The sequence below is a fragment of the Lutimaribacter degradans genome (assembly GCF_023703375.1).
Lineage (GTDB): Bacteria > Pseudomonadota > Alphaproteobacteria > Rhodobacterales > Rhodobacteraceae > Lutimaribacter > Lutimaribacter degradans.
The window spans coordinates 722,872-743,377 of record NZ_JAMQGO010000001.1; the positions used below are offsets into that span (position 1 = coordinate 722,872).

The following is a 20,506-nucleotide window of genomic DNA, read 5'->3' on the forward strand; positions in this document are numbered from 1 at the left end:
TATGCTCCCGGGGGGGACTGTTGAAAAGATTCGACAGATACATGCTGTCGCAGCTGATTGTGCTGTTCGGGTTCTTCGCGCTCGTTCTGGTGTCGATCTACTGGATCAACCAGGCGGTGCGCCTTTTTGACCGGCTGATCGGCGACGGGCAGTCAGCCTTTGTTTTCATGGAGTTCACCGCGTTGACGCTGCCCAATGTCATACGCATGGTGCTGCCTATGGCGGTTTTTGCCGCCTCCGTCTATGTCACCAACCGCCTGAGCAGCGAAAGCGAGCTGGTGGTGATGCAATCCACCGGTTTCAGCCCCTGGCGCCTGGCGCGGCCCGTGCTCATGTTCGGGCTTGGCGCTGCGCTGATGATGTCGGTTTTGACGCATCTTCTGGTGCCGGCCAGCCTGTCGCAACTGCAACTGCGGGAGGCCGAGGTGGCGCGCAACATAACGTCGCGCCTGTTGACCGATGGCACGTTCCTGCATCCCACCGACGGGGTCACCTTTTACATACGTGAAATCGCCGATGACGGTTCGATGGAAGATGTGTTTCTGTCCGACAGGCGCACGCCGGGCCGCGCGCTGACCTTTACCGCCGCGCAAGCCTACCTGGTCAACGAGGGCGGTGGGGCCAAGCTGGTGATGGTAGACGGTTTGGCGCAGACGTTCAGCCTGGCGGATTCAAGGCTTTCGACCACGCATTTCAACGATTTCACCTACGATATCAGCGCGCTGATCGACCGCACAACCGCCCCGCCACCGCGCGTGCGCGACCTGCCCACGCATCGTTTTATTGGGAATTTCGAGGCGATGCTGGCGCGCAACGGCTTTGATCGCGGCACCGTCACCGAAGAACTGCACAGCCGCGTGGCGCAGGCGCTTTTGTGCGTGGTGGCCGCGCTGATCGGGTTTGCCACGCTGCTTGTGGGCAATTTCTCGCGTTTCGGGGTCTGGCGGCAGATCCTTGTCGCCTTGCTGCTGCTTGTCGCGGTCAAATTCATCGAGGGGCTTGTCACCGAGCCTGTGCAAAGCAACCCGGCGGCCTGGCCGCTGCTTTACCTCCCGGTTGTCTTCGGCCTGTTGGCCGCCGGGGGTATCCTGTGGCATGTCGCGCGCCCGCGCCGACCGCGGTGGCGTAAATCGGCCGAGGTGCCGGCATGATCCTGCACGCCTATTTCGCCCGCAAGTTCCTGATCTTTTTCGGCGGTGTTTTCGGCGTTTTCCTGTTGCTTTTGCTGCTGATCGACATGGTCGAACAGATGCGCCGCTTCGGCGGCGAGATCAGCTTTGCCGAGGTTCTGACGCTGACCGCCCTCAACACGCCGATGGGGCTTTACGGCATAATGCCGCTGATCATGATCCTGGCGACGGTGGCGATGTTCCTTGGGCTTTCACGCTCGTCCGAACTGGTGGTGACGCGGGCGGTGGGCCGGTCGTCGCTGCGCGCGCTGTTGGCACCGTTTGCGGTGGTGATCGTGATCGGGGCGCTGACCGTGGCGATGTTCAACCCCATCGTCGCGGCCACCTCGAAACGGTACGAATTGCTGCAAGAGCGGTATCGCAGTGGCGGACAAGAGGTGTTTTCGATCTCGTCCGAGGGGTTGTGGCTGCGCCAGGGCGACGAAGCCGGCCAGACCGTGATCCGGGCCACGCGCGCCGCGCCCGACGGGACCGTCTTGTACGATGTCACCTTTCTTGTGCACACCCCCGAGGGCGGCCCCATTCAACGGATCGAGGCGCAATCGGCCGAGCTGGTGCCCGGCGCCTGGGAGCTGAGCCAGGCCAAGGTCTGGCCGCTGGCCGCGGGCATCAACCCCGAGGCCATGGCCACGCGGCACGAGACATTGCGCCTGTCCTCAAGCCTGACGATGGAGCGTATCCGGGGCAGCCTGGGCGATCCTTCGGTGATCTCGGTGTGGGATATGCCGGCCTATATCACGCAGCTTGAAGAGGCCGGGTTTTCTGCCCGCCGTCATGCCGTCTGGTTCCAGATGGAGTTGGCGCGCCCGCTGTTCCTGGTGGCCATGCTGCTGGTCGGCGCGGGTTTCACGATGCGCCACGTGCGGTTTCGCAACACCGGGATCGCGGTGCTGTCGGCCGTGATCTTGGGGTTTACCTTGTATTACATTCGCAATTTTGCGCAGATCCTGGGTGAGACCGGGCAGATTCCCATCGTTCTTGCGGCATGGGCGCCGCCCGTGGCCTCGGTGATGCTTGGCCTTGGTATTCTGCTGATCATGGAGGACGGGTGATGCGCGGGCTCTGGGTTGCCCTGGCTCTTCTCTTGGCCACAGCCCTGCCGGGCGTGGCGCAAACCCGTGACGGGCGCAATGCGGCGGTGCTGGTGGCTGATCGCGTGGCGCTGGAAGGTGACACGCGGCTTGTCGCCGAAGGCAATGTCGAGGCGATTTACCGCGAAACCCGGCTCAAGGCGGCGCGTATCGTCTATGACCGCAGCGAGGACCGGCTGATCCTCGACGGGCCGATCATGCTGATCGAGGGCGAAACAACCATCATTCTGGCGGATTCCGGGGCGCTCGACGCCGATATGCGCAACGGCCTGTTGCGCGGGGCGCGGATGATCATGGACAAGCGGGTGCAGTTGGCCGCCAACCGCATCGACCGGGTGGGTGGGCGCTATACCCAGCTTTACAAGGTCGCGGCGACATCGTGCCGGGTGTGCAATTCCGCGACCCCGCCGATCTGGGAAATTCGCGCGCGGCGCGCGGTGCATGACCAGCAGGAAAAACAGTTCTATTTCGACAATGCGCAGTTGCGGGTTCTCGACGTGCCGATCCTGTGGTTGCCGCGGCTGCGCCTGCCCGATGCCACGGTCGAGCGGGCCACCGGCTTTCTCATGCCGTCGTTGAGCAGCAATTCGCAACTGGGCGCGGGTGTGCGCGTTCCCTATTTCATCCGTATCGGCAACCACCGCGACCTGACGATCACCCCGTTCCTGGCCGCCAACAGCCGCACGCTTGAACTGCGCTACAGGCAAGCGTTTCGCAACGGCGATCTTGAGATCAACGGCGCGTTCTCGAATGACGAGCTGGTAGCCGACAACCGAGCCTACCTGTTCGCCTCGGGCGCATTCGACCTGGCGCGCGGTTTCAAGCTGCAATTCGATATCGAGGCGGTGACCGACAAGGCTTACCTTGTCGATTACGATTATTCCGAGAAGGATCGCCTGGACAGCACCCTGGCCCTGACGCGCAGCCGGCGCGACGAATATATCAGCGCCGGGATCACCACCTACCAGACCTTGCGCGACGGCGAGGTCAATGCCCAGATCCCCACGATCATCGGGGATGCCATGTACGAACGGCGTTATTTTCCCGGCCGTATCGGCGGCGAACTGCGCATGGCCTACGCGGTGTATGGGCATCGGCGCTATTCCGACCTGGATATTCTTGGCCGCGATGTGGCGCGGGCCGAGGCCGACCTGTCTTGGCGGCGCGGATGGACCTTGCCGAAGGGTCTGCGCCTGCAATTCGAAGGCGGTGTTGCGGTTGACACCGTCCGCACCTGGCAAGACAGCACTGCGGACTCGTCGAAAACCCAGGCCACGCCCCGCGCGGGGCTGACCCTGCGCTGGCCCTTGCTGCGGCAGGCGGCAAGCGGGGCCACGGTCGTTCTTGAACCCCTTGTCATGATCGGCTGGGCCGGTGGCAGCAACTCGAACCTGCCCAACGACGAAAGCACCCGCGTCGAATTCGACGAGGGCAACCTGCTGTCACTGTCGCGATTTCCCGCGGCCGACCGGCGCGAACGTGGCCTCAGCGCGGCCTACGGTTTCAACTGGGCGCGGTTCGACCCGAGCGGCGGGCAGGCCAGCCTGACGATGGGCCATATCGTCCGCGACGAGACCCAGCCCGATTTCACCCGCACCTCGGGGCTGGACGGGCTGAACTCGAACCTGCTGCTTGCCGGGCAATACCGCACGGCCGGGGGTATTGCCCTGACCGCGCGCACGCTCTTCGACACGTCGTTCGACCTGACCAAGACAGAGGCGCGCGCGGCCTGGATCACCCCCGACCTTGGGCTGGGGGCATCGTATTTCTGGCTGACCGAAGATCTGGCCGAGGCCCGCCCGGACCCGGTGTCGGAATGGGCGTTCGATGGCAGCTACCGGATCTCACGGCACTGGACGGGCACCGCCAATTGGCGTTACGACGTGAGTAACAACCGGACGGCGGAAGCGGGGCTTGGCTTGCAGTATCGTAATGAATGTGTCGAGGTGGACCTTTCGCTCTCGCGTCGCTTTACCTCTTCCACTATCGTTGACCCGTCGACCGATTTGGGGATCACCGTCGGGCTTCGGGGCTTTTCCGCCCAGGGGTTCGATAACAGTTATACCCGCACTTGCAGGAACTAATACGACATGAAACGACAGTTCAGCCGGATCGCAATTGCCCTGATAGCCGCCGCCACGCTTTTGGCGGGTGCCGTGCCCGGCCAGGCACAGAACCCTTTTGCGCCGGTCATCACCGTCAATGACAAGGTCATCACCGGACACGAGATCGAGCAACGCGCCCTGATGCTGCGGCTTTTCCGGGCGCCGGGCGACCCCCAGGCGCTTGCCCGCGAACAGCTGATCGAAGAACGGCTGAAGCTGGAAGCCATCGAGCAGGCGGGGCTCGAACTTTCGGACGAGGGTCTGAAAGAAGGGATGGAGGAGTTCTCCTCTCGTGCCGACATGACGCCCGACCAATTCTTGCGGGCACTGGAAGCGGGTGGCGTGGCCGAGCAAACTTATCGCGAATTCGTGCGCATGGGTGTGCTGTGGCGCGAATTGGTGCGCGCGCGTTTCGCCGGCCGGGTCCAGATCTCGGAAACCGAGGTTGACCGCGCGCTTGCCACGTTGACCGGCGGCAGCTCGGTGCGGGTGCTTCTGTCCGAGATCATCATTCCCGCCCCGCCCGAGGAAATGGAAGCGGTGATGCAGCGCGCCGAACGGATCAGCGAGATCACTTCCTTCGATGCTTTCTCGGCCGAGGCACGGCGCAGTTCGGCGTCGCCCACACGCGACCGTGGCGGGCGGATGCCGTGGATGGCGCTGACCGAGTTGCCCGCACAGCTGCGCCCGATCGTTCTTGGCCTTGCGCCCGGCCAGGTCAGCGACCCCCTGCCGATTGAAAACGCCGTTGCGCTGTTCCAGCTTCGCGCGCTTGAAGAAACCGATGTGCAGACGCCGGAATATGCCGCCATCGAATACGCCGCCTATTACATCGACGGCGGCCGGAGCGAAGCCACCCTTGCCCGGGCCGAGCGCATCCGCCAACAGGTTGATACCTGTGACGATCTTTACGGTATCGCTCAGGGCCAACCGCCCGAGGTGCTGGAACGGGGTTCGAAAAAACCCGAAGAGATCCCGCAGGACATCGCGGTGGAACTGGCCAAGCTTGACCCCGGCGAAGTGTCAACGACGCTGACCCGCGCGGGCGGACAGACGCTGGTTTTCCTGATGATGTGCGGCCGCACGCCCGTCATGGCCGAAGACCAGGACCGCGACGCGCTGCGCAACCAATTGCGCGCCCAACGCCTGCAATCCTATGCCGAAGGCTATCTTGAGCAGCTTCGGGCCGATGCGCGCATCTCGGAACGATGATCGCCCCTGTCGCGCTGACCTGTGGTGAACCCGCAGGCATTGGCCCGGAAACGGCCGCGCGGGCCTGGGCCGAGTTGAAAGACAGCCTGCCCTTTTTCTGGATCGGCGACAGTCGCCACCTGCCCGCGGGCACGCCGACCTGTGAAATCGACACGCCCGCCGATGCGGCTGGCGCGATGGCGCGGGGCCTGCCGGTTCTGCCCCATCCCTTTGCCACCGACGCCCAGCCCGGGCAGCCCGATCCGGCGAATGCCCAGGGCGTGATCGACGTGATCGCGCGGGCGGTCGAGCTGGTGCAATCCGGCGCGGCCAGCGCGGTCTGTACCTCGCCGATCAACAAGAAGGCGCTGAAGGACGGGGCCGGTTTTGCCTATCCCGGCCATACCGAGTACCTCGCGGCGCTCGGGGGCGATGTCGATGTGGTGATGATGCTGGCCTGCGCCCAGCTGCGCGTGGTCCCGGCGACCATCCATATTCCGCTGCGCGATGTGCCCCTGGCGCTTGCCGCCGACGGGTTGGAAAAGGTGATCCGCATCACCCATGCGGCCATGATCCGCGATTTCGGGATCGGCAAGCCGCGCATCGCAGTTGCCGGGCTCAACCCCCACGCGGGTGAAGGCGGCGCCATGGGCGATGAAGAGATCACCTGGATCGGCCCGCTGCTGCGCCGGATGCGCGCCGACGGGTTTGACGTGACCGGCCCCCTGCCCGCTGACACGATGTTTCACGCCAGCGCGCGAGCCCGCTACGACGTGGCGGTGGCCATGTATCACGATCAGGCGCTGATCCCGATCAAAACGCTTGATTTCGCCGGCGGGGTGAATGTCACGCTTGGCCTGCCTTTCGTGCGCACGTCGCCCGACCACGGCACCGCGTTTGATATCGCGGGGCAAGGTGTGGCCGACCCGTCATCGCTGATCGCGGCGCTGCGCATGGCCGCCGACATGGCGCGGGCCCGCGCCACATGAGCGGGATCGACACCCTGCCCCCTCTGCGCGCGGTGATCGCGGAACACGGGCTTTCGGCGCGCAAATCGCTTGGGCAGAACTTTTTGCTGGATCTCAACCTGACCGCCAAGATCGCCCGGCAGGCCGGCGATCTGACGCAATGCGATGTTCTGGAAATCGGCCCCGGCCCCGGCGGGTTGACCCGTGGATTGCTGGCGCAGGGCGCGCGGCACGTGCTGGCCATCGAAAAGGATGCCCGTTGCCTGCCCGCGTTGGAGGAAATCGCGGCCGCCTATCCTGGCCGGTTGGAGGTGCTCAATGCCGATGCGCTTGCCGTCGATCCGCTGACGCACCTGACACCGCCGATCCGTATCGCGGCCAATTTGCCCTATAACGTGGGCACCGAGCTGTTGGTGCGCTGGCTGACCCCGCCCGAGTGGCCGCCTTTCTGGCAAAGCCTCACATTGATGTTCCAGCGCGAGGTGGCCGAGCGCATCGTGGCGCAGCCGGGCAGCAAGGCCTACGGACGGCTGGCCATCCTGGCGCAATGGCGCGCCGACGCGTATATCGCCATGTCCCTGCCACCCGGTGCGTTCACCCCGCCGCCCAAGGTCAGTTCGGCCGTGGTGCACCTGACTGCCCTGCCCGAGCCACGTTTTCCTGCCGATCCGGCCAAGCTGGAAAAGGTGGTGGCCCGCGCCTTCAACCAGCGCCGCAAGATGCTGCGGGCCGCCCTGAAAGGCATGGCCCCCGATATCGAGGATCGGTTGATCGCTGCGGGAATCGCGCCCACCGACCGCGCCGAAACCGTCGACCTGGAGCGGTTCTGCGCACTGGCCCGCCTGATGTAACAAGAAACGCCGCGTCCCGAACCGGGCGCGGCGTAAGGTCTTGCAGGAAGGCGCGGCGATTATTCGGCCGCGTTATCCGTTTTGGCGGGGCTGTTGCCTTGGCCTTGGTCGGGTGCGCCGTCCTGTTTGGGGGCGTCAGCCTTCTTTGCGCGTGGCTTGCGCGGGCGCTTCGGCTTTTCCTGGGGGGCATTGGTCTCGGGCTTGCCGTCAGACTTGCTTTCGGGTGTTTCCACCAGGCCGCTGTCCTCACCGCCATCGCCCATTTCAACGACGTTGCCGTTGCCCTTGCCCTGGTCAGCCTGCCCGGCGTCACCGGGCTCGCGGTCCTGGCGTTGCGTGCGTTCGCGGTCACGCTCGGCCTGGCGCTCGCGGTTCTGGCGCTCCTGCTCTTCGCGGCGCGCCTCTTGTTCCTTGGTCGCGGCGCTGAGCATACGCAGGTAATGCTCGGCGTGCTGCTGAAAGTTCTCGGCGGCGACCCGGTCATTGCCCAGCTGTGCATCACGCGTAAGCTGGTTGTATTTCTCGATGATCTGCTGCGGCGTCCCGCGCACCTTGCCGTCGGGCCCGGAACTGTCGAAGACGCGGTTTACGATGTTGCCAACCGATCGGTTGTTACGGTTGCCCTTTGACCGCGAGCGGGATTTCGATGATCTCATGTTTTAGATTTCCAGCCTTAGTCTGCTGAGATGTGCCACCGGTCCCGGGCAAGTTGCCCCCACCATCCGGTTGGCCAATATTTGTGGCATGGCGTCGCGCGGGACCGCCCAAGGGCATCCACCGCATCGACGCTTAAGGAGTAATCATGACAGGCCCCTCCTGACAAGGGGAAAAGGCGGAAAAATATTTAAAATCACGTGATTTTTCGCGAAAACACCGGCTTTCAAGGCGCATCGCCCGTCACGACACGGTCGCGCCCGTCCAGATCGGGCAGAACCCGCACCGCGCGAAACCCCGCCGCATCGAACAGCGCGGCCACCGCCGCCCCCTGGCTGTGGCCGATTTCCACCATCAGCGGCGCGCCTGCACTCAGGTGCGCCGCCGCCCTCGCGCAAATCGCGCGATAGGCCGACAGGCCGTCGCCTTCGTCCGTCAGCGCCATGCGCGGCTCAAATGAAAGCTCGGGCGCCAGCCTGCTCATTTCATCGCTGGAGATATAGGGCGGGTTCGAAACGATCAGGTCGAAAACGGCATCGCCGGGCACCGCGTCGAACCACGCGCCCTGGCGCAGGGCCAACCGATCGGCAACGCCGATCTGCCGGGCGTTCTGCGCGGCGATCTCCAGCGCGCCTTGGCTCAAGTCGGTTCCCATGCCCGAGGCCCCGGCCCGCGCGGCCAGAAGGCTGATCACGATGGCGCCGCTGCCGGTGCCAAGGTCCAGAACCCGTGTCCATGGCCGTTCCAGGGCAAGCGACACCAGCGTTTCCGTTTCGGGGCGCGGATCGAGGACATCGGCCGTGACGGCAAAGCGATGCGCAAAGAAATCGCGCCCGCCCAGGATATGGCTCATCGGCATGCGGGCGGCCCGTTGGCCCACGCGGTGGTCGAATTCCTGCAAGGCTGCGCCACGATCCCGGCCATCGGTCGCAAAGACCGATGCCCAAAGCATCTGCGCCTCGCCCCGTGCATTATCCAGCCCCGCGTCGCGCAGCCGCACCGCGGCGGCGTTCAACCGCTCTTGGTCGCTTTCCTCAAGATCAAAGAGCCGGCCCCTTGCAAAAAAGCCGCTCATCCCTCCATCTCCGCCAGCAAGGCAGCTTGGTGGTCGGATATGAGCGCGTCGATCACCTCGTCCAGGTCGCCTTGCATCACCTGGTCAAGCTTGTAGAGCGTCAGGCCAATGCGGTGATCGGTCAGGCGGCCCTGGGGAAAGTTGTAGGTGCGGATCCGCTCGGAACGATCGCCCGAGCCGACCTGGGCCTTGCGGTTGGCGGCGCGTTCCTGCGCCGCGCGCTGGCGTTCGATGTCGAACAGCCGCGCCTTCAGCACCTCCATCGCGATGGCCCGGTTCTGGTGCTGGGATTTTTCCGAACTGGTGACCACGATGCCAGTGGGAACATGGGTGATCCGCACCGCCGAGTCGGTGGTGTTCACATGCTGACCGCCCGCACCGCTGGCGCGCATCGTGTCGATGCGCAGGTCGTTGGGGTCGATCTGGATATCGACATCCTCGGCCACGGGCAGCACGGCGACGGTGGCCGCGCTGGTGTGGATACGTCCGCCGGATTCGGTGCTGGGCACGCGTTGGACCCGATGCACGCCGGATTCGAATTTCAGCCGGGCAAACACGCCCTCGCCCTTGACCTGTGCCACGACCTCCTTGATGCCGCCAAGCTCTGTTTCCTGCATCTCGACGATCTGAAAGGTCCAGCCGCGCGCCTCGGCATAGCGTTGATACATGCGCAAAAGGTCGGCGGCGAACAGCGCCGCCTCGTCGCCCCCGGTGCCGGGCCGGATCTCGATCATCGCGGGGCGGGCGTCGGCGGCATCCTTGGGCAACAGCGCCAGTTGCAGCGCATGCTCGGCATCCGACAGGCGGGCGCGCAGGTCGTGCAGCTCTTCTTCGGCCAGCGCCCGCATCTCGGGGTCGTCCAGCATCGCCTCGGCCTCGGTCATGCCGTCACGCAGCCGCTCGTAGGCGGTGATCTGTTCGACCACCGGGCGCAGCTCGGCATACTCGCGCCCCAACGCGGCAAGATCGCCGCCCCCCTCGGCCATACGCGCCTCGAGATACTGGAACCGCTGGGTGATCTGCTGCAGGCGTTCGTTTGAAATCATGGGCCTAGCTCTTTGTCGATCTGCGCGCCGCGGTCAAGGCCAAGGGCGCCGCGGCATCGGGTGTCAGCCCCGGTCCAGGCGTTCCAGCCATGCCGCGACGCGGGCGCGGTTCACCCCCATGTCGGACTGGCCAAAGCGCAGCCGCGCATGAACAAGCAAATCTCCCTCGCGGGCCTCGATCGTCGTGTAATCGGGAAACCGCCAGAGTTTCGAACGGGTCACATAGGTCACGCGCCCGTCTTCGGGCTTGCCGGCCAGAACGCGAGTGCGCGGCGTGTCACGTATGATGGCATCCAGATCGGAAAGCCTGTCCCCTTTCCCGTCAAGCACACGGATCACGCCGCCTGCCATGTCGCGGTTTTCAGCTTTCGGCACCGGCACGTGCCAGCGCGCCGGGTCGCTGGGGGCCACGCGGACCCAGCCGGCAAAGCCTGCCACCAGGGCAAAGATTGCAAGTGCCATCCATGTCATTGCTATCATGCGCATCCCCCGTTCTATGAAATCAACCGGCCTGCCGCCGGGTCCAGCCCCAAAGGCAGATCAGCTCGACCGCCACATGCGCTCCGGCAATCGCCGTCGCGCCCGTCGTGTCGAATGGCGGCGACACCTCGACCACGTCACCGCCCAACAGGTTTATCCCCGCCAGACCGCGCAATATGGCCGCGGCCTGCGCGCTGCTCAGCCCTCCCCAAACCGGCGTGCCCGTGCCCGGCGCAAAGGCCGGGTCCAACCCGTCGATGTCGAATGTCAGGTAGGTCGGGTGATCGCCCAGCACAGCACGAATTTCATCGGCCACCGCGCGGGGTCCGATTTCGTGCAGGCGCGGTGCATCGATGATGTGAAAGCCCAGCGTGTCTGGGTTGTCGGTGCGTATTCCCACCTGAACCGAGCGGGCCGGGTCGACAATGCCCAGCTTGACGGCCTTGTACATGAATGTGCCGTGATCGATCCGGTCCATGTTGTCATCGGCCCAAGTGTCGGTATGGGCGTCGAACTGCAGAACCGACAGGGGCCCGAACTTGTCGGCATGAGCCTTCAGAATCGGCAGGGTGATCGAATGATCGCCCCCCAGCGTGATGGCCGCCGCGCCGGCATCGAGGATACCCGCGACATGCGCTTGCAGGGCGGCCGGGAACGCCGGCACATCGGCATAGTCAAAGGCCAGGTCACCGTAATCGGCGATGGCCAGTTCGCTCAACGGGTCATAGCCCCAGCCATAGGGCGCATCCGGGCTTTGCAGCGCGCTGGCCTCGCGTATCGCGCGGGGGCCAAGCCGCGTGCCGGGGCGGTTGGTCACCGACTGGTCGAAAGGCACGCCGGTTATGGCGATATCCACGCCGGACAGATCCTTGGTATAGCGCCGGCGCAGGAACGAGGTCGCCCCGCCAAAGGTGTTCTCGAAACTGGGGCCACGCAGATCGCGCCGCGTAAATGCCTGATCTACTTGTGTTTTCGCGTCTTCCAGGCTCATGTATTTACCCCGCCAACGGTTGCGCGCGCTCAACCAGCCGCGCGAAAAAGGACGCACCCACCGGCGCGACCGCGTCATTGAAATTGTACTTGGCCTGGTGCAGCCCCGCGCTTTCGCCCTGTCCCAGGAACAGGAACGCCCCGGGCCGGGCCTGCAACATGTAGGAAAAATCCTCGGCCCCCATTTCGCGGCTGGCGTTGTCCTCGACATTGTCCGCCCCGGCCACCTCGCGCGCCACCTCGGCGGCGAAACCCGCGCGGTCGGCGTTGTTCACCGTCGCCGGATACCAGACCTGGTAATCCAGTTCCGCCGTCACGTCATAGGCGGCCGCCGTACCTTCGACGATCTGCGCCATGCGCCGTTGAACCATCTTCTGCACGTTCTCGTCAAAGCTGCGTACGGTTCCCCCCACGAAGGCGGTTTCCGGTACGATGTTCTCGGCGCTGCCCGTGTGCACCTGCGTGACCGAGATCACCAGGTCATCAAGCGCATAATGGTTGCGGCTGCTGATCGTCTGGATGCCTTGTGCGATGGCCAGCGCGGCCACCACCGGGTCGCGGGTTTCATGCGGCGTCGCCCCGTGCCCGCCCAATCCGCGGATATGAATCTCGAACGTGTCGACCGCCGCAAGCAGCGGCCCTGGCGTGGTCGAGAACATGCCCAGCGGCAGGCCGGGCGCGTTGTGGATGCCATAGACCTGCGCGATGTCGAAACGGTCCATGATCCCTTCGTCGACCATGACGCCGCCACCGCCGCCATCCTCTTCGGCGGGTTGAAAGATCAGCGCCACCCGACCGCTGAAATTGCGCGTCTCGGCCAGGTACTTGGCCGCCCCCAGCAACATAGTGGTGTGCCCGTCATGGCCGCAGGCATGCATGCGGCCCGGCACGCTCGAGGCATAGGCCAGCCCGGTTTCCTCGGTGATGGGCAGCGCGTCCATGTCGGCGCGCAGCCCGATCGTTGGCCCCTCGCCCTGCCCCTCGACGATGGCCACCAGCCCCGATTGCGCGATGCCTGAATGAATCTCGGTTATGCCGAAATCCCGCAGCCGCTCGGCAACATAGGCCGCTGTTTCGTGGCAGTCGAACCCCAGTTCGGGGTGGGCGTGCAGGTGTTGTCGCCAGCCGGTCATATCCTCGGCAAAGCTGGCTATTCGGTTGATCACGGGCATGGGTGGACTCCGGCCTTCTGGTTGCGCACTGTCGCACCAAACCGCAATAACGGAACCGCTGCAATGCCCGATGACACGCTGATCCACGACCCCAAGGGCGGCATGCCGCGCCTGCTGGAAATCATGCGCCGCCTGCGCGACCCGGAAACCGGCTGCCCCTGGGATATCGAGCAGACATTCGCCACCATCGCCCCCTACACCATCGAAGAGGCCTACGAGGTCGCCGACGCGATCGACCGGCAGGCCTGGGACGAGCTGAAGGGCGAACTGGGCGATCTGCTGTTCCAATCGGTCTTTCACGCGCAGATGGCGGCCGAGGTGGGGCTTTTCACCTTCGACGAGGTTGCCGACACCATGTCCGACAAGATGGTGGCGCGCCACCCGCATGTCTTCGGCGATGAAACGCGCGACAAGTCGGCCGAGCAGCAAACCCGCGACTGGGAAACGATCAAGGCGCAAGAGCGGGCGGCGCGCGGCGCGCAGGGCGTGCTCGACGACGTGGCCGTGGGCCTTCCCGCCCTGCTGCGCGCGCACAAGCTGCAAAAGCGCGCGGCCCGCGTGGGATTCGACTGGCCCGAAACGGGCCAGGTGCTCGACAAGATCGTGGAGGAGGCGGGCGAACTGGCCGAGGCGCGCGATCAGCTTGGCCCCGACGAGATCGAAGAGGAAATGGGCGACCTGCTTTTCGTCATGGCCAACCTGGCCCGCCACCTCGGCGTCGAGCCCGAAGCCGCACTACGCCGCGCCAATGCCAAGTTCACCCGCCGTTTCACGCGAATCGAGGCGCTGTTGATGGCCCGCGGCAAGACCCCGCAAGCCTCGGACCTGGCCGAGATGGACAGGCTCTGGAACCAGGCGAAGGCCGAGGAAAAGGCCGGCAAGAAAAAGGCCGAGTAGAAAAATCAGGTATTGATCCGACAGAATTTGTCAGTTATTTCGGGCCGCGACAAAGCGAACGAAATGACAGGAGTTTCCATGTTTACACCCTTCCGCACAGCCGCGATCGTGGCCCTGATGGGCAGCGTCGCCGCCCCCGCCATCGCCGATGAGGTCAATCTTTATTCCTATCGCCAGCCCGAGCTTCTCAAGCCGCTGACCGATGCCTTCACCGCCGAGACTGGCATCAAGGTCAATGTCGCGCATCTCGACAAGGGCATGGTCGAGCGCCTGCAGGCCGAGGGCGACAGGTCGCCTGCCGATCTTGTCTTTACCGTCGATATCTCGCGCCTCGCCGCCGTGGTCGAGGCCGGCCTGACCCAACCGGTCGAAAGCGAAACCCTGCGCGCCAATGTCCCCGATGCCTACCATGACCCCGACGGTCACTGGTGGGGCCTGACCACCCGGGCCCGCGTCATCTATGCCAGCAAGGATCGCGTGGCCGAAGACGAGATCACCACCTACGAAGACCTCGCCGACCCGAAATGGGAAGGGCGCATTTGCACCCGTTCCGGCACGCATCCCTATAACGTCGCCCTGGCCTCCGCCGTCATCCATCACCACGGCGAGGAGGCCGCAAGGGAATGGCTAGAAGGCGTGAAATCCAACCTCGCGCGCAAGCCGCAAGGCAATGACCGCGCGCAGGTCAAGGCAATCTGGGCCGGTGAATGCGACATCAGCCTGGGCAACACCTATTACATGGGCAAGATGCTCGAAGACGAAGAACAGCAGGAATGGGCCAATTCCGTGCGCATCGCCTTCCCGACGTTTGAAAACGCCGGCACCCATGTGAACATCTCGGGCGTGGCAATGACCAAGGCCGCCCCCAACCGCGACAACGCGTTGAAGATGATGGAATTCCTGACCTCGCCCAAGGCGCAGGAAATCTACGCCGAGGCGAACTACGAATATCCCATCGCGCCGGGCACCGAGGCCGAGGAACTGGTCAAGGGCTGGGGCACGTTCACCGCCGACGATACCAACCTGATGGATCTGGCCGCCCTGCGGTCCGACGCCCTGAAACTGATCGAAACGGTCGATTTCGACGGCTGATCCAGCCTCTTGGCTACGTCAGAATAACCCCGCAAGCCCTTGGCCTGCGGGGTTCTCCTTGTCTTCCTCTTGCCGGAAATACCCCGGGGAGCACGAGGGGCAGCGCCCCTCGGTCCCGAGGCCCGCAAGGGCCGAGATACCAGGCGCGGCGCAGCCGCTCCACCGGATCAGGCCGCCGCCGCTTTCCGCGCGGTGGCCGCGGGGAACGGCACCAGCCGCCCGGCCTCTTCGTCCCACAGCTTCAGCCGGAACGAGGCCAGCGCCTCGGCCCAGCCGATGCGCCGCATCGGCGCGATCCCATCAAGCGCAAAATGGCATCTGCGCAATCGGTAGCTCGGGATGCGGGGGTTGAAATGGTGGATGTCATGATAGGCGATGTTGCCCGTGCCGATATCCCACCAATGGCCCAGGTTCAGGCAGCTTGACCCCATCAGCGCTGCCACTTGCGGGTTCAGATCGGGTCGGCGATCCCAGTGCGTGTCTTCGAAATTGTGCTGCAGGTAGACAAGGAACACCCCGATCACCCCGGCGACAAGCGCGGACAGCGCCAGCACGACAAGCCCCGGCACGCCCAGAACCATCCAGACCAGCCCGGCCCAGGCCACCAGCAGCGCATTGTGGATCAGCACCCCCGCCACGCCGACGGCACGCGTGTTACGCGGCCAGCGATAGCGGATGAAATAGGTATAGGCCCCGCCCAGCCCCAGCATCACGGCGGGGTTGCGGTATGCACGATAGATCAGCCGCTCGGCCCAGCCCGCGCGGTGCCATTCGGCCAGCGTCATGGTATACACTTCGCCATCCTCGCGATGATCGAGGTTGCCGACATGGGCGTGGTGCAGGTTGTGGTTGTAGCGCATCACCGCGTAAGGGGTCAGCGTGAACACCGACAGCGCATAGCCCGCCAGGTCGTTGAGCCGCCGCGACGAGAACAGCGAGACATGCCCGCAATCGTGCTGGAGCACGTAAAGCCGGACCGAGGCAAAGCCGAGGATCACGATGAAAGGCAGGGCGGCCAGCCAGTGCACCCCCGCCCAGGCCCAGGCCCCAACGGCCAGGGCCGCGAAATACACCGCGAATGTTCCGAAATAACTCAGCGCCGCAAGACGGTTGTCCTTGTCGGTATAGTCATGCGTAAAGGCGCGAATCTGCTTGATATCCATCTTCTGTCCCCTGCTTGGTTCCAGCCGCTTGGCGTCAGGCCGCGCACGCCCCCATCGGTGACATGCCCACATCACAAGATATTGACGCTGCGCATTTTTTTTCAAGCCCGGGCAGCGCAGACCTTTTACTTTGCCTGTTCAAACCCATCTCCTGTTTCATGACAAAGCGAAATCCCACCACCGATCGGCGGCGCATGGCCGCCATTCTCCTGCTTGTTTCGGCGGTATTCTTTGCCGCGTCTCCGCTTTTCGTGGGCGGCTTCAACGGCTTTGCGCCCGACCAGTTCCCGGTGCCGCAGGTCGATGTGCCGGTTCAGCCGGCGGGCTATGCCTTTTCGATCTGGGGCCTGATCTATCTTTGGCTTATCGCCGGGGCGGGGTTCGACCTGTTTGCCAGATCGGACGCGGCCGACTGGGCGGCGATGCGTTGGCCATTGTTCGGGTCATTGGTCATCGGGGCGGCCTGGATTCCAGCGGCGCAATCCTCGGTTCCGGTTGCGACCGTGATGATCTGGCTCATGTGGGCGCTCGCGGTCTGGGCGTTGTTGCGGGCCGGTCGGCACGACAGGTGGTGGCAGCGCGTGCCGGTGGCGCTTTATGCCGGGTGGTTGACGGCCGCGTCCTGCGTGGCGCTGGGTCTTGTGCTTGGCGGCTACGGGCTTATGGGCCCAACGATAGCGGCCGCGCTGTGCATCGTGCTTGCGCTGGTCCTGGCCGGAGCGGTACAGCGCGCCCGGCCGGACGAGCCGCTTTATGCCGTGGCGGTTATCTGGGCGTTGATCGGCATCATCATGGCCAATATCGCGGGTGGCGCGCTGCCGATCGCCATGCTGGCCGGCTTGGGCGCGGCCTTGCTTGCGGCCTTGGCGGCGCGGGGCGTCGTGGCCGGTGGCGGCAAGGCCTGACACCGGGGCCGGCCGTGGCCGCGGTCAGCCCTTTTTCTTGTCCAGGTGCTTGCGCAACGCGCCCGCGTTCTTTTCGCGCCGGCCCTTGTAGGGGTTGCGATCGCCCTGCCCACGCATGAACAACCGGATCGGCGTGCCCGGCATGTCAAAGGATTCACGCAGCCCATTGACAAGGTAACGGGTATAGCTGGCCGGGATCTTGTCGGGGTGGCTGCACATCACCACGAAACCGGGCGGGCGTGTCTTGGCCTGTGTCATGTAGCGCAGCTTGATCCGGCGGCCTTGCGGCGCGGGCGGCGGATGGGCCTCGATCATGCCGGCGAGCCAGCGGTTCAACGCGGCGGTGGGCACGCGGGTATTCCAGATTGTGTAGGCGCGTTCGATCGCGTCGCGCAGCCGGTCCAACCCCCGGCCCGTCTTGGCCGAGACCGTAACCAGTGGCGCGCCGCGCAATTGCGGCAGAAGGCGTTCGAACGCTTCACGCAGGTCGCGCAGCTTGCCCTGCTTGTCGTCCTCGACATCCCACTTGTTGACCGCGACCACCACGGCCCGGCCTTCGCGTTCGGCCAGGTCGGCAATGCGCAGATCCTGCTGCTCAAAGGGAATCGCCGCATCCAGAAGCACCACCACGACCTCGGCGAACTTGACCGCGCGCAGCCCGTCGCCCACCGACAGCTTTTCCAACTTTTCCTGCACCCGCGCCTTCTTGCGCATACCCGCCGTGTCCCAGACGCGCACCGGAAGGCCGTTCCAGTCCATCGCCAGCGAGATGGCGTCGCGGGTGATCCCGGCCTCGGGGCCGGTCAGCAGGCGATCTTCGCCCAGCAACTTGTTGATAAGGGTCGATTTCCCCGCGTTGGGCCGGCCCACCACAGCGATCTGCATGGGTTTTTCAGGCGTCGGCCAGCGCGGGTCGGTCGCGCCTTCCTCGGCTTCTTCCTCGGTCAGGGTGACATCGGTTTCTGGGGTCGTTTCCTCGGATTGTTCCTCGAACGCGTCGGCCAGTGGCATCAGAACCTGGACGAGATCGCCCAGCCCCTCGCCATGCTCGGCAGACAGGCGCAGCGGCTCGCCCAGACCCAGCGCGTAGGCCTCCAGCGCGCCTTCTTCGCCCGCGCGGCCCTCGGCCTTGTTGGCGACAAGGATCACGTGCTTGGCGCGGCGGCGCAGGATTTCGGCGAATACCTGGTCGGTCGGGGTGATGCCCGTGCGCGCATCCACCATGAACAGGCAGATGTCGGCCATGTCGACGGCGCGTTCCGTCAACCGGCGCATCCGCCCTTGCAGGCTGTCGTCCGTCACCTCTTCAAGGCCGGCGGTGTCGATCACGGTAAAGCGCAGATCGCCCAGCCGCGCCGCCCCTTCGCGCAGGTCGCGCGTGACGCCCGGCTGGTCATCGACCAGCGCCAGGCGCTTGCCTACAAGGCGGTTGAACAGCGTGGATTTGCCCACGTTCGGGCGCCCCACGATGGCGAGTGTAAAACTCATGATCTTGTCGCTCCAGCGGTATCAGACCGCCGCGATACAGGATTTCGCGGTCAACGGAAAGCGTGGAGTTGCCCGCCCGTGCCGACCACGTAAAGCGTGCCGCCCGCCACCACCGGCGCGGTGCTGGCGCCGCCGGGCAGTTCGACCTGCTGAACCATGTCGCCCGACGCCGGATCGAAAAACCGCAGGAACCCGTCGCTTGAGGCGACGACCAGGCGCCCACCGGCCAGAACCGGGCCGTAATGCGCGTAAACTTCCACCTGCCGGCGGGTGCGACTCTTGGTAAAGCGCGGCAGTTCCTTCACCCAGACGCGGCTGCCATCCTCGGTTGAAAGGCGCACCAGCTCGTTGCGGTCATTCACCAGGAAAATGGCGTTGCCTGTTGGCCAGACCGGGCCCATCGCGCCGTCATCGGCCGTCCAGATGCGTTCGCCGTTATCCACCCGCAGCGCCACGGTGCGGCCCGAATGGGTGCCTACATAGGCCGTGTCGCCCACGATCACCGGGTCGCCGGTGATATCGGTAACCTTGGTCGAGGCGCGGAACCGCCGCTGCCCCGAGATCGCGGTGTTCCACATCCGCAGCCCGCCATTGCGGAACGCTGCCTGCAAGTCACCGGCGCCAAAGGAAAAGATCACGAATTGATCGGTCAATGCCGGTGCCGGGCCGCCCAACACGTTGTCGACATCGGGGGCCGCACTCAACTGCCAGCGGATGCGCCCGTTATCCTTTTCGATGGCCCAGGCCGTGTCGTCGCCCGACACGAGATAGACAAGATCGCCCGCCACGGTGGGGGTGCCCGAGCCGGTGGCCTCCAGCTTTTGCTGCCAGACAACGGCGCCGGTTTCGGCCTCCAGCACTGTCATCAAGCCATAGCCGGACGACACGTAAACGCGCCCGTCATCATAGGCGATTCCGCCGCCTGTGGCCTGGCCGTCGCGTTCGCGCTCGGGGCGCAGATCCTGTGCCCAAAGACGCTCGCCCTGGGTGCTGGTGGCCACGACCTGCGCGCCGGAATCAAGCGTGAAGACACGCCCGCCCGCCACGATCGGCGTTGCCGTGATGCGCGCGCGGCGCTTGTCACCCGCGCCGATGCCAGCGGACCATACCAGCTGCGGGCTGGCGCTTAGCGCGGGGTGATCGGTGCGGAAGGCCGGCGTGCCGTGGCGCTGGGGCCAATCGGCGTTGTTGCGCTGTGCCGGCAGCGAAACGGGTTCCGCGCGCGATTCGAACTGTTGCTGATCGCGCGTATCGGGGCGCAGGTCTTCGCGCGGGCCGGGCAGGATCTGTTCGGGTTCCGCACATGCCGACAGCAAGGCGGCCCCCGCCAGCGCGATCATCAAGCCTGTTTTCACTTTGCCCATGTCCCTGTCCCGGTGCTGCGGTTACTCTTGTACGGGCGCATCTGCGGCACCCGCGAGATCGGACGGCAACTCGCCTCCCAGCGCCAAGATCAACTGTGTGGCCCGGCGGCGCAAGCCCGAGGTTGCCTCTGCATCCTGCAAGATGGCCTGCGCGGTTGCCAATGCCGCGTCGCGATCACCCGTTTCAAGGTCGATCAGCGCGATCTGCTCTTCGGCCAGAAGCCGCAGGATACCGCCCTGGTCGGTAAAGGCTTCGAATTGCAGGCGGCGCTGATCGGCGGCCAGATCGGGTTGCAAGGTAAGCGCGCGAAAGCCCGCGATCTGGCGGTATATTTGTGGTATCTCGCCGTTCGTGGCCAGTTGATCCAGCAGTTCGGCGGCGGCCGCTGTGTCGCCGGCAGCCGCCAACTCGCCCGCGCGCGCGAATGACAGGATGGCCTCTTGCCCCGTGCCCTGTGCGGAAATCTGCGCCAGCGCCTCGGCGCGCGCGTCGGGGGCCTCGACATCCAGCGCCGCCAGCATGCCGTCGCCAAGCGTCTGCGCCCGCGTGCGTTCCTGCGCCTTGCGCCATTCGTTATAGGTTGCACCACCGACGATCAGCAGAACCGCCAGGATACCGACCCACGCATAGCGCCGCAGCATCCCGAAAAGCCGGTCGCGCCGCACTTCTTCGGTGACTTCCTCGATGAAACTGTCGGTATTGCTCACGCTCGTGCCTCGCCCCTGATTTCCCCCCTCTTATCCGCTCGTCCGCGCCCTGCCAAGGCCCTGTGGCCGGACGAAT

General features: G+C 65.1%; 19 protein-coding genes. 9 read left to right on the forward strand and 10 right to left on the reverse strand.

All coding sequences use genetic code 11. The annotated features are described in order from the left end of the window. Positions 1–41 precede the first annotated feature (41 nt). From lptF to rsmA, 6 genes are read left to right on the forward strand one after another with little or no spacing between them, the layout of a single operon-like run. Positions 42–1,151, forward strand: coding sequence for an LPS export ABC transporter permease LptF (gene lptF, locus M8744_RS03545; protein ID WP_251409495.1), 1,110 nt, complete (start codon positions 42–44; stop codon positions 1,149–1,151). After that, entirely contained in the window at positions 1,148–2,242 is a 1,095-nt protein-coding gene (gene lptG, locus M8744_RS03550; RefSeq protein ID WP_251409498.1) for an LPS export ABC transporter permease LptG, read from the forward strand. The genes lptF and lptG overlap by 4 nt, the downstream gene beginning before the upstream one ends. Further along, the gene (locus tag M8744_RS03555) at positions 2,242–4,365 is read left to right on the forward strand and encodes an LPS-assembly protein LptD (RefSeq protein WP_251409501.1); all 2,124 of its coding nucleotides are present in this window, start codon (positions 2,242–2,244) and stop codon (positions 4,363–4,365) included. The genes lptG and M8744_RS03555 overlap by 1 nt, the downstream gene beginning before the upstream one ends. Before the next feature lie 6 nt (positions 4,366–4,371). Beyond that, positions 4,372–5,598, forward strand: a complete 1,227-nt coding sequence (locus M8744_RS03560; protein ID WP_251409504.1) for a peptidylprolyl isomerase — start codon at positions 4,372–4,374, stop codon at positions 5,596–5,598. Then, positions 5,595–6,566, forward strand: coding sequence for a 4-hydroxythreonine-4-phosphate dehydrogenase PdxA (pdxA, locus tag M8744_RS03565; protein WP_251409507.1), 972 nt, complete (start codon positions 5,595–5,597; stop codon positions 6,564–6,566). The genes M8744_RS03560 and pdxA overlap by 4 nt, the downstream gene beginning before the upstream one ends. Further along, positions 6,563–7,396, forward strand: coding sequence for a 16S rRNA (adenine(1518)-N(6)/adenine(1519)-N(6))-dimethyltransferase RsmA (gene rsmA, locus M8744_RS03570; RefSeq protein ID WP_251409511.1), 834 nt, complete (start codon positions 6,563–6,565; stop codon positions 7,394–7,396). The genes pdxA and rsmA overlap by 4 nt, the downstream gene beginning before the upstream one ends. 59 nt (positions 7,397–7,455) lie before the next feature. Here rsmA and M8744_RS03575 read toward each other — a convergent pair whose 3' ends face one another. The 6 genes from M8744_RS03575 to M8744_RS03600 form a co-directional block, all read right to left on the reverse strand. Next, entirely contained in the window at positions 7,456–8,052 is a 597-nt protein-coding gene (locus M8744_RS03575) for a DUF4167 domain-containing protein (RefSeq protein WP_251409514.1), read from the reverse strand. A 224-nt stretch (positions 8,053–8,276) separates the two neighbouring features. After that, positions 8,277–9,125 carry a peptide chain release factor N(5)-glutamine methyltransferase gene (gene prmC, locus M8744_RS03580; protein ID WP_251409517.1) on the reverse strand — a complete coding sequence of 283 codons (849 nt, stop codon included), beginning with the start codon at positions 9,123–9,125 and terminating at the stop codon, positions 8,277–8,279. Continuing rightward, a complete protein-coding gene (gene prfA / locus M8744_RS03585) occupies positions 9,122–10,171 on the reverse strand; it encodes a peptide chain release factor 1 (protein ID WP_251409520.1) in 1,050 nt (349 codons plus the stop codon). Before prfA ends, prmC begins: the two co-directional genes overlap by 4 nt. Positions 10,172–10,234: 63 nt before the next feature. Next, positions 10,235–10,633, reverse strand: coding sequence for a DUF1499 domain-containing protein (locus tag M8744_RS03590; RefSeq protein WP_251409523.1), 399 nt, complete (start codon positions 10,631–10,633; stop codon positions 10,235–10,237). A gap of 40 nt (positions 10,634–10,673) precedes the next feature. Beyond that, entirely contained in the window at positions 10,674–11,642 is a 969-nt protein-coding gene (speB, locus tag M8744_RS03595; protein WP_251409526.1) for an agmatinase, read from the reverse strand. Positions 11,643–11,646: 4 nt separating this feature from the next. Further along, positions 11,647–12,813 carry a M20 aminoacylase family protein gene (locus M8744_RS03600; RefSeq protein ID WP_251409528.1) on the reverse strand — a complete coding sequence of 389 codons (1,167 nt, stop codon included), beginning with the start codon at positions 12,811–12,813 and terminating at the stop codon, positions 11,647–11,649. A gap of 63 nt (positions 12,814–12,876) precedes the next feature. Here M8744_RS03600 and mazG point away from each other — a divergent pair, with 63 nt between their 5' ends. Together mazG and M8744_RS03610 are read left to right on the forward strand one after the other, a co-directional pair. Beyond that, the gene (gene mazG, locus M8744_RS03605; RefSeq protein WP_251409531.1) at positions 12,877–13,710 is read left to right on the forward strand and encodes a nucleoside triphosphate pyrophosphohydrolase; all 834 of its coding nucleotides are present in this window, start codon (positions 12,877–12,879) and stop codon (positions 13,708–13,710) included. Positions 13,711–13,788: 78 nt separating this feature from the next. Further along, positions 13,789–14,802 (forward strand): Fe(3+) ABC transporter substrate-binding protein, encoded by a 1,014-nt coding sequence (locus M8744_RS03610; RefSeq protein ID WP_251409534.1) that lies wholly within the window; start codon positions 13,789–13,791, stop codon positions 14,800–14,802. 167 nt (positions 14,803–14,969) lie between these two features. Here the strand turns inward: M8744_RS03610 and M8744_RS03615 are convergent, their stop codons facing one another. Next, positions 14,970–15,965, reverse strand: a complete 996-nt coding sequence (locus M8744_RS03615) for a fatty acid desaturase (RefSeq protein WP_251409537.1) — start codon at positions 15,963–15,965, stop codon at positions 14,970–14,972. A 158-nt stretch (positions 15,966–16,123) separates the two neighbouring features. On the opposite strand from M8744_RS03615, the gene M8744_RS03620 reads away from it, so the two are divergent. Beyond that, positions 16,124–16,870: a TspO-related membrane protein gene (locus M8744_RS03620; protein WP_251409540.1), complete on the forward strand. Its 747-nt coding sequence runs from the start codon at positions 16,124–16,126 to the stop codon at positions 16,868–16,870. Positions 16,871–16,894: 24 nt separating this feature from the next. Here M8744_RS03620 and der read toward each other — a convergent pair whose 3' ends face one another. Genes der through M8744_RS03635 form a run of 3 tightly spaced genes read right to left on the reverse strand, consistent with a single transcriptional unit; the run spans position 16,895 to position 20,430 of the window. Further along, the gene (gene der, locus M8744_RS03625) at positions 16,895–18,358 is read right to left on the reverse strand and encodes a ribosome biogenesis GTPase Der (RefSeq protein WP_251409543.1); all 1,464 of its coding nucleotides are present in this window, start codon (positions 18,356–18,358) and stop codon (positions 16,895–16,897) included. Between the two features lie 50 nt (positions 18,359–18,408). Next, a complete protein-coding gene (locus M8744_RS03630) occupies positions 18,409–19,722 on the reverse strand; it encodes an outer membrane protein assembly factor BamB family protein (RefSeq protein ID WP_251409546.1) in 1,314 nt (437 codons plus the stop codon). 21 nt (positions 19,723–19,743) lie between these two features. After that, positions 19,744–20,430, reverse strand: coding sequence for a hypothetical protein (locus M8744_RS03635; protein ID WP_251409549.1), 687 nt, complete (start codon positions 20,428–20,430; stop codon positions 19,744–19,746). Positions 20,431–20,506: the final 76 nt, after the last annotated feature.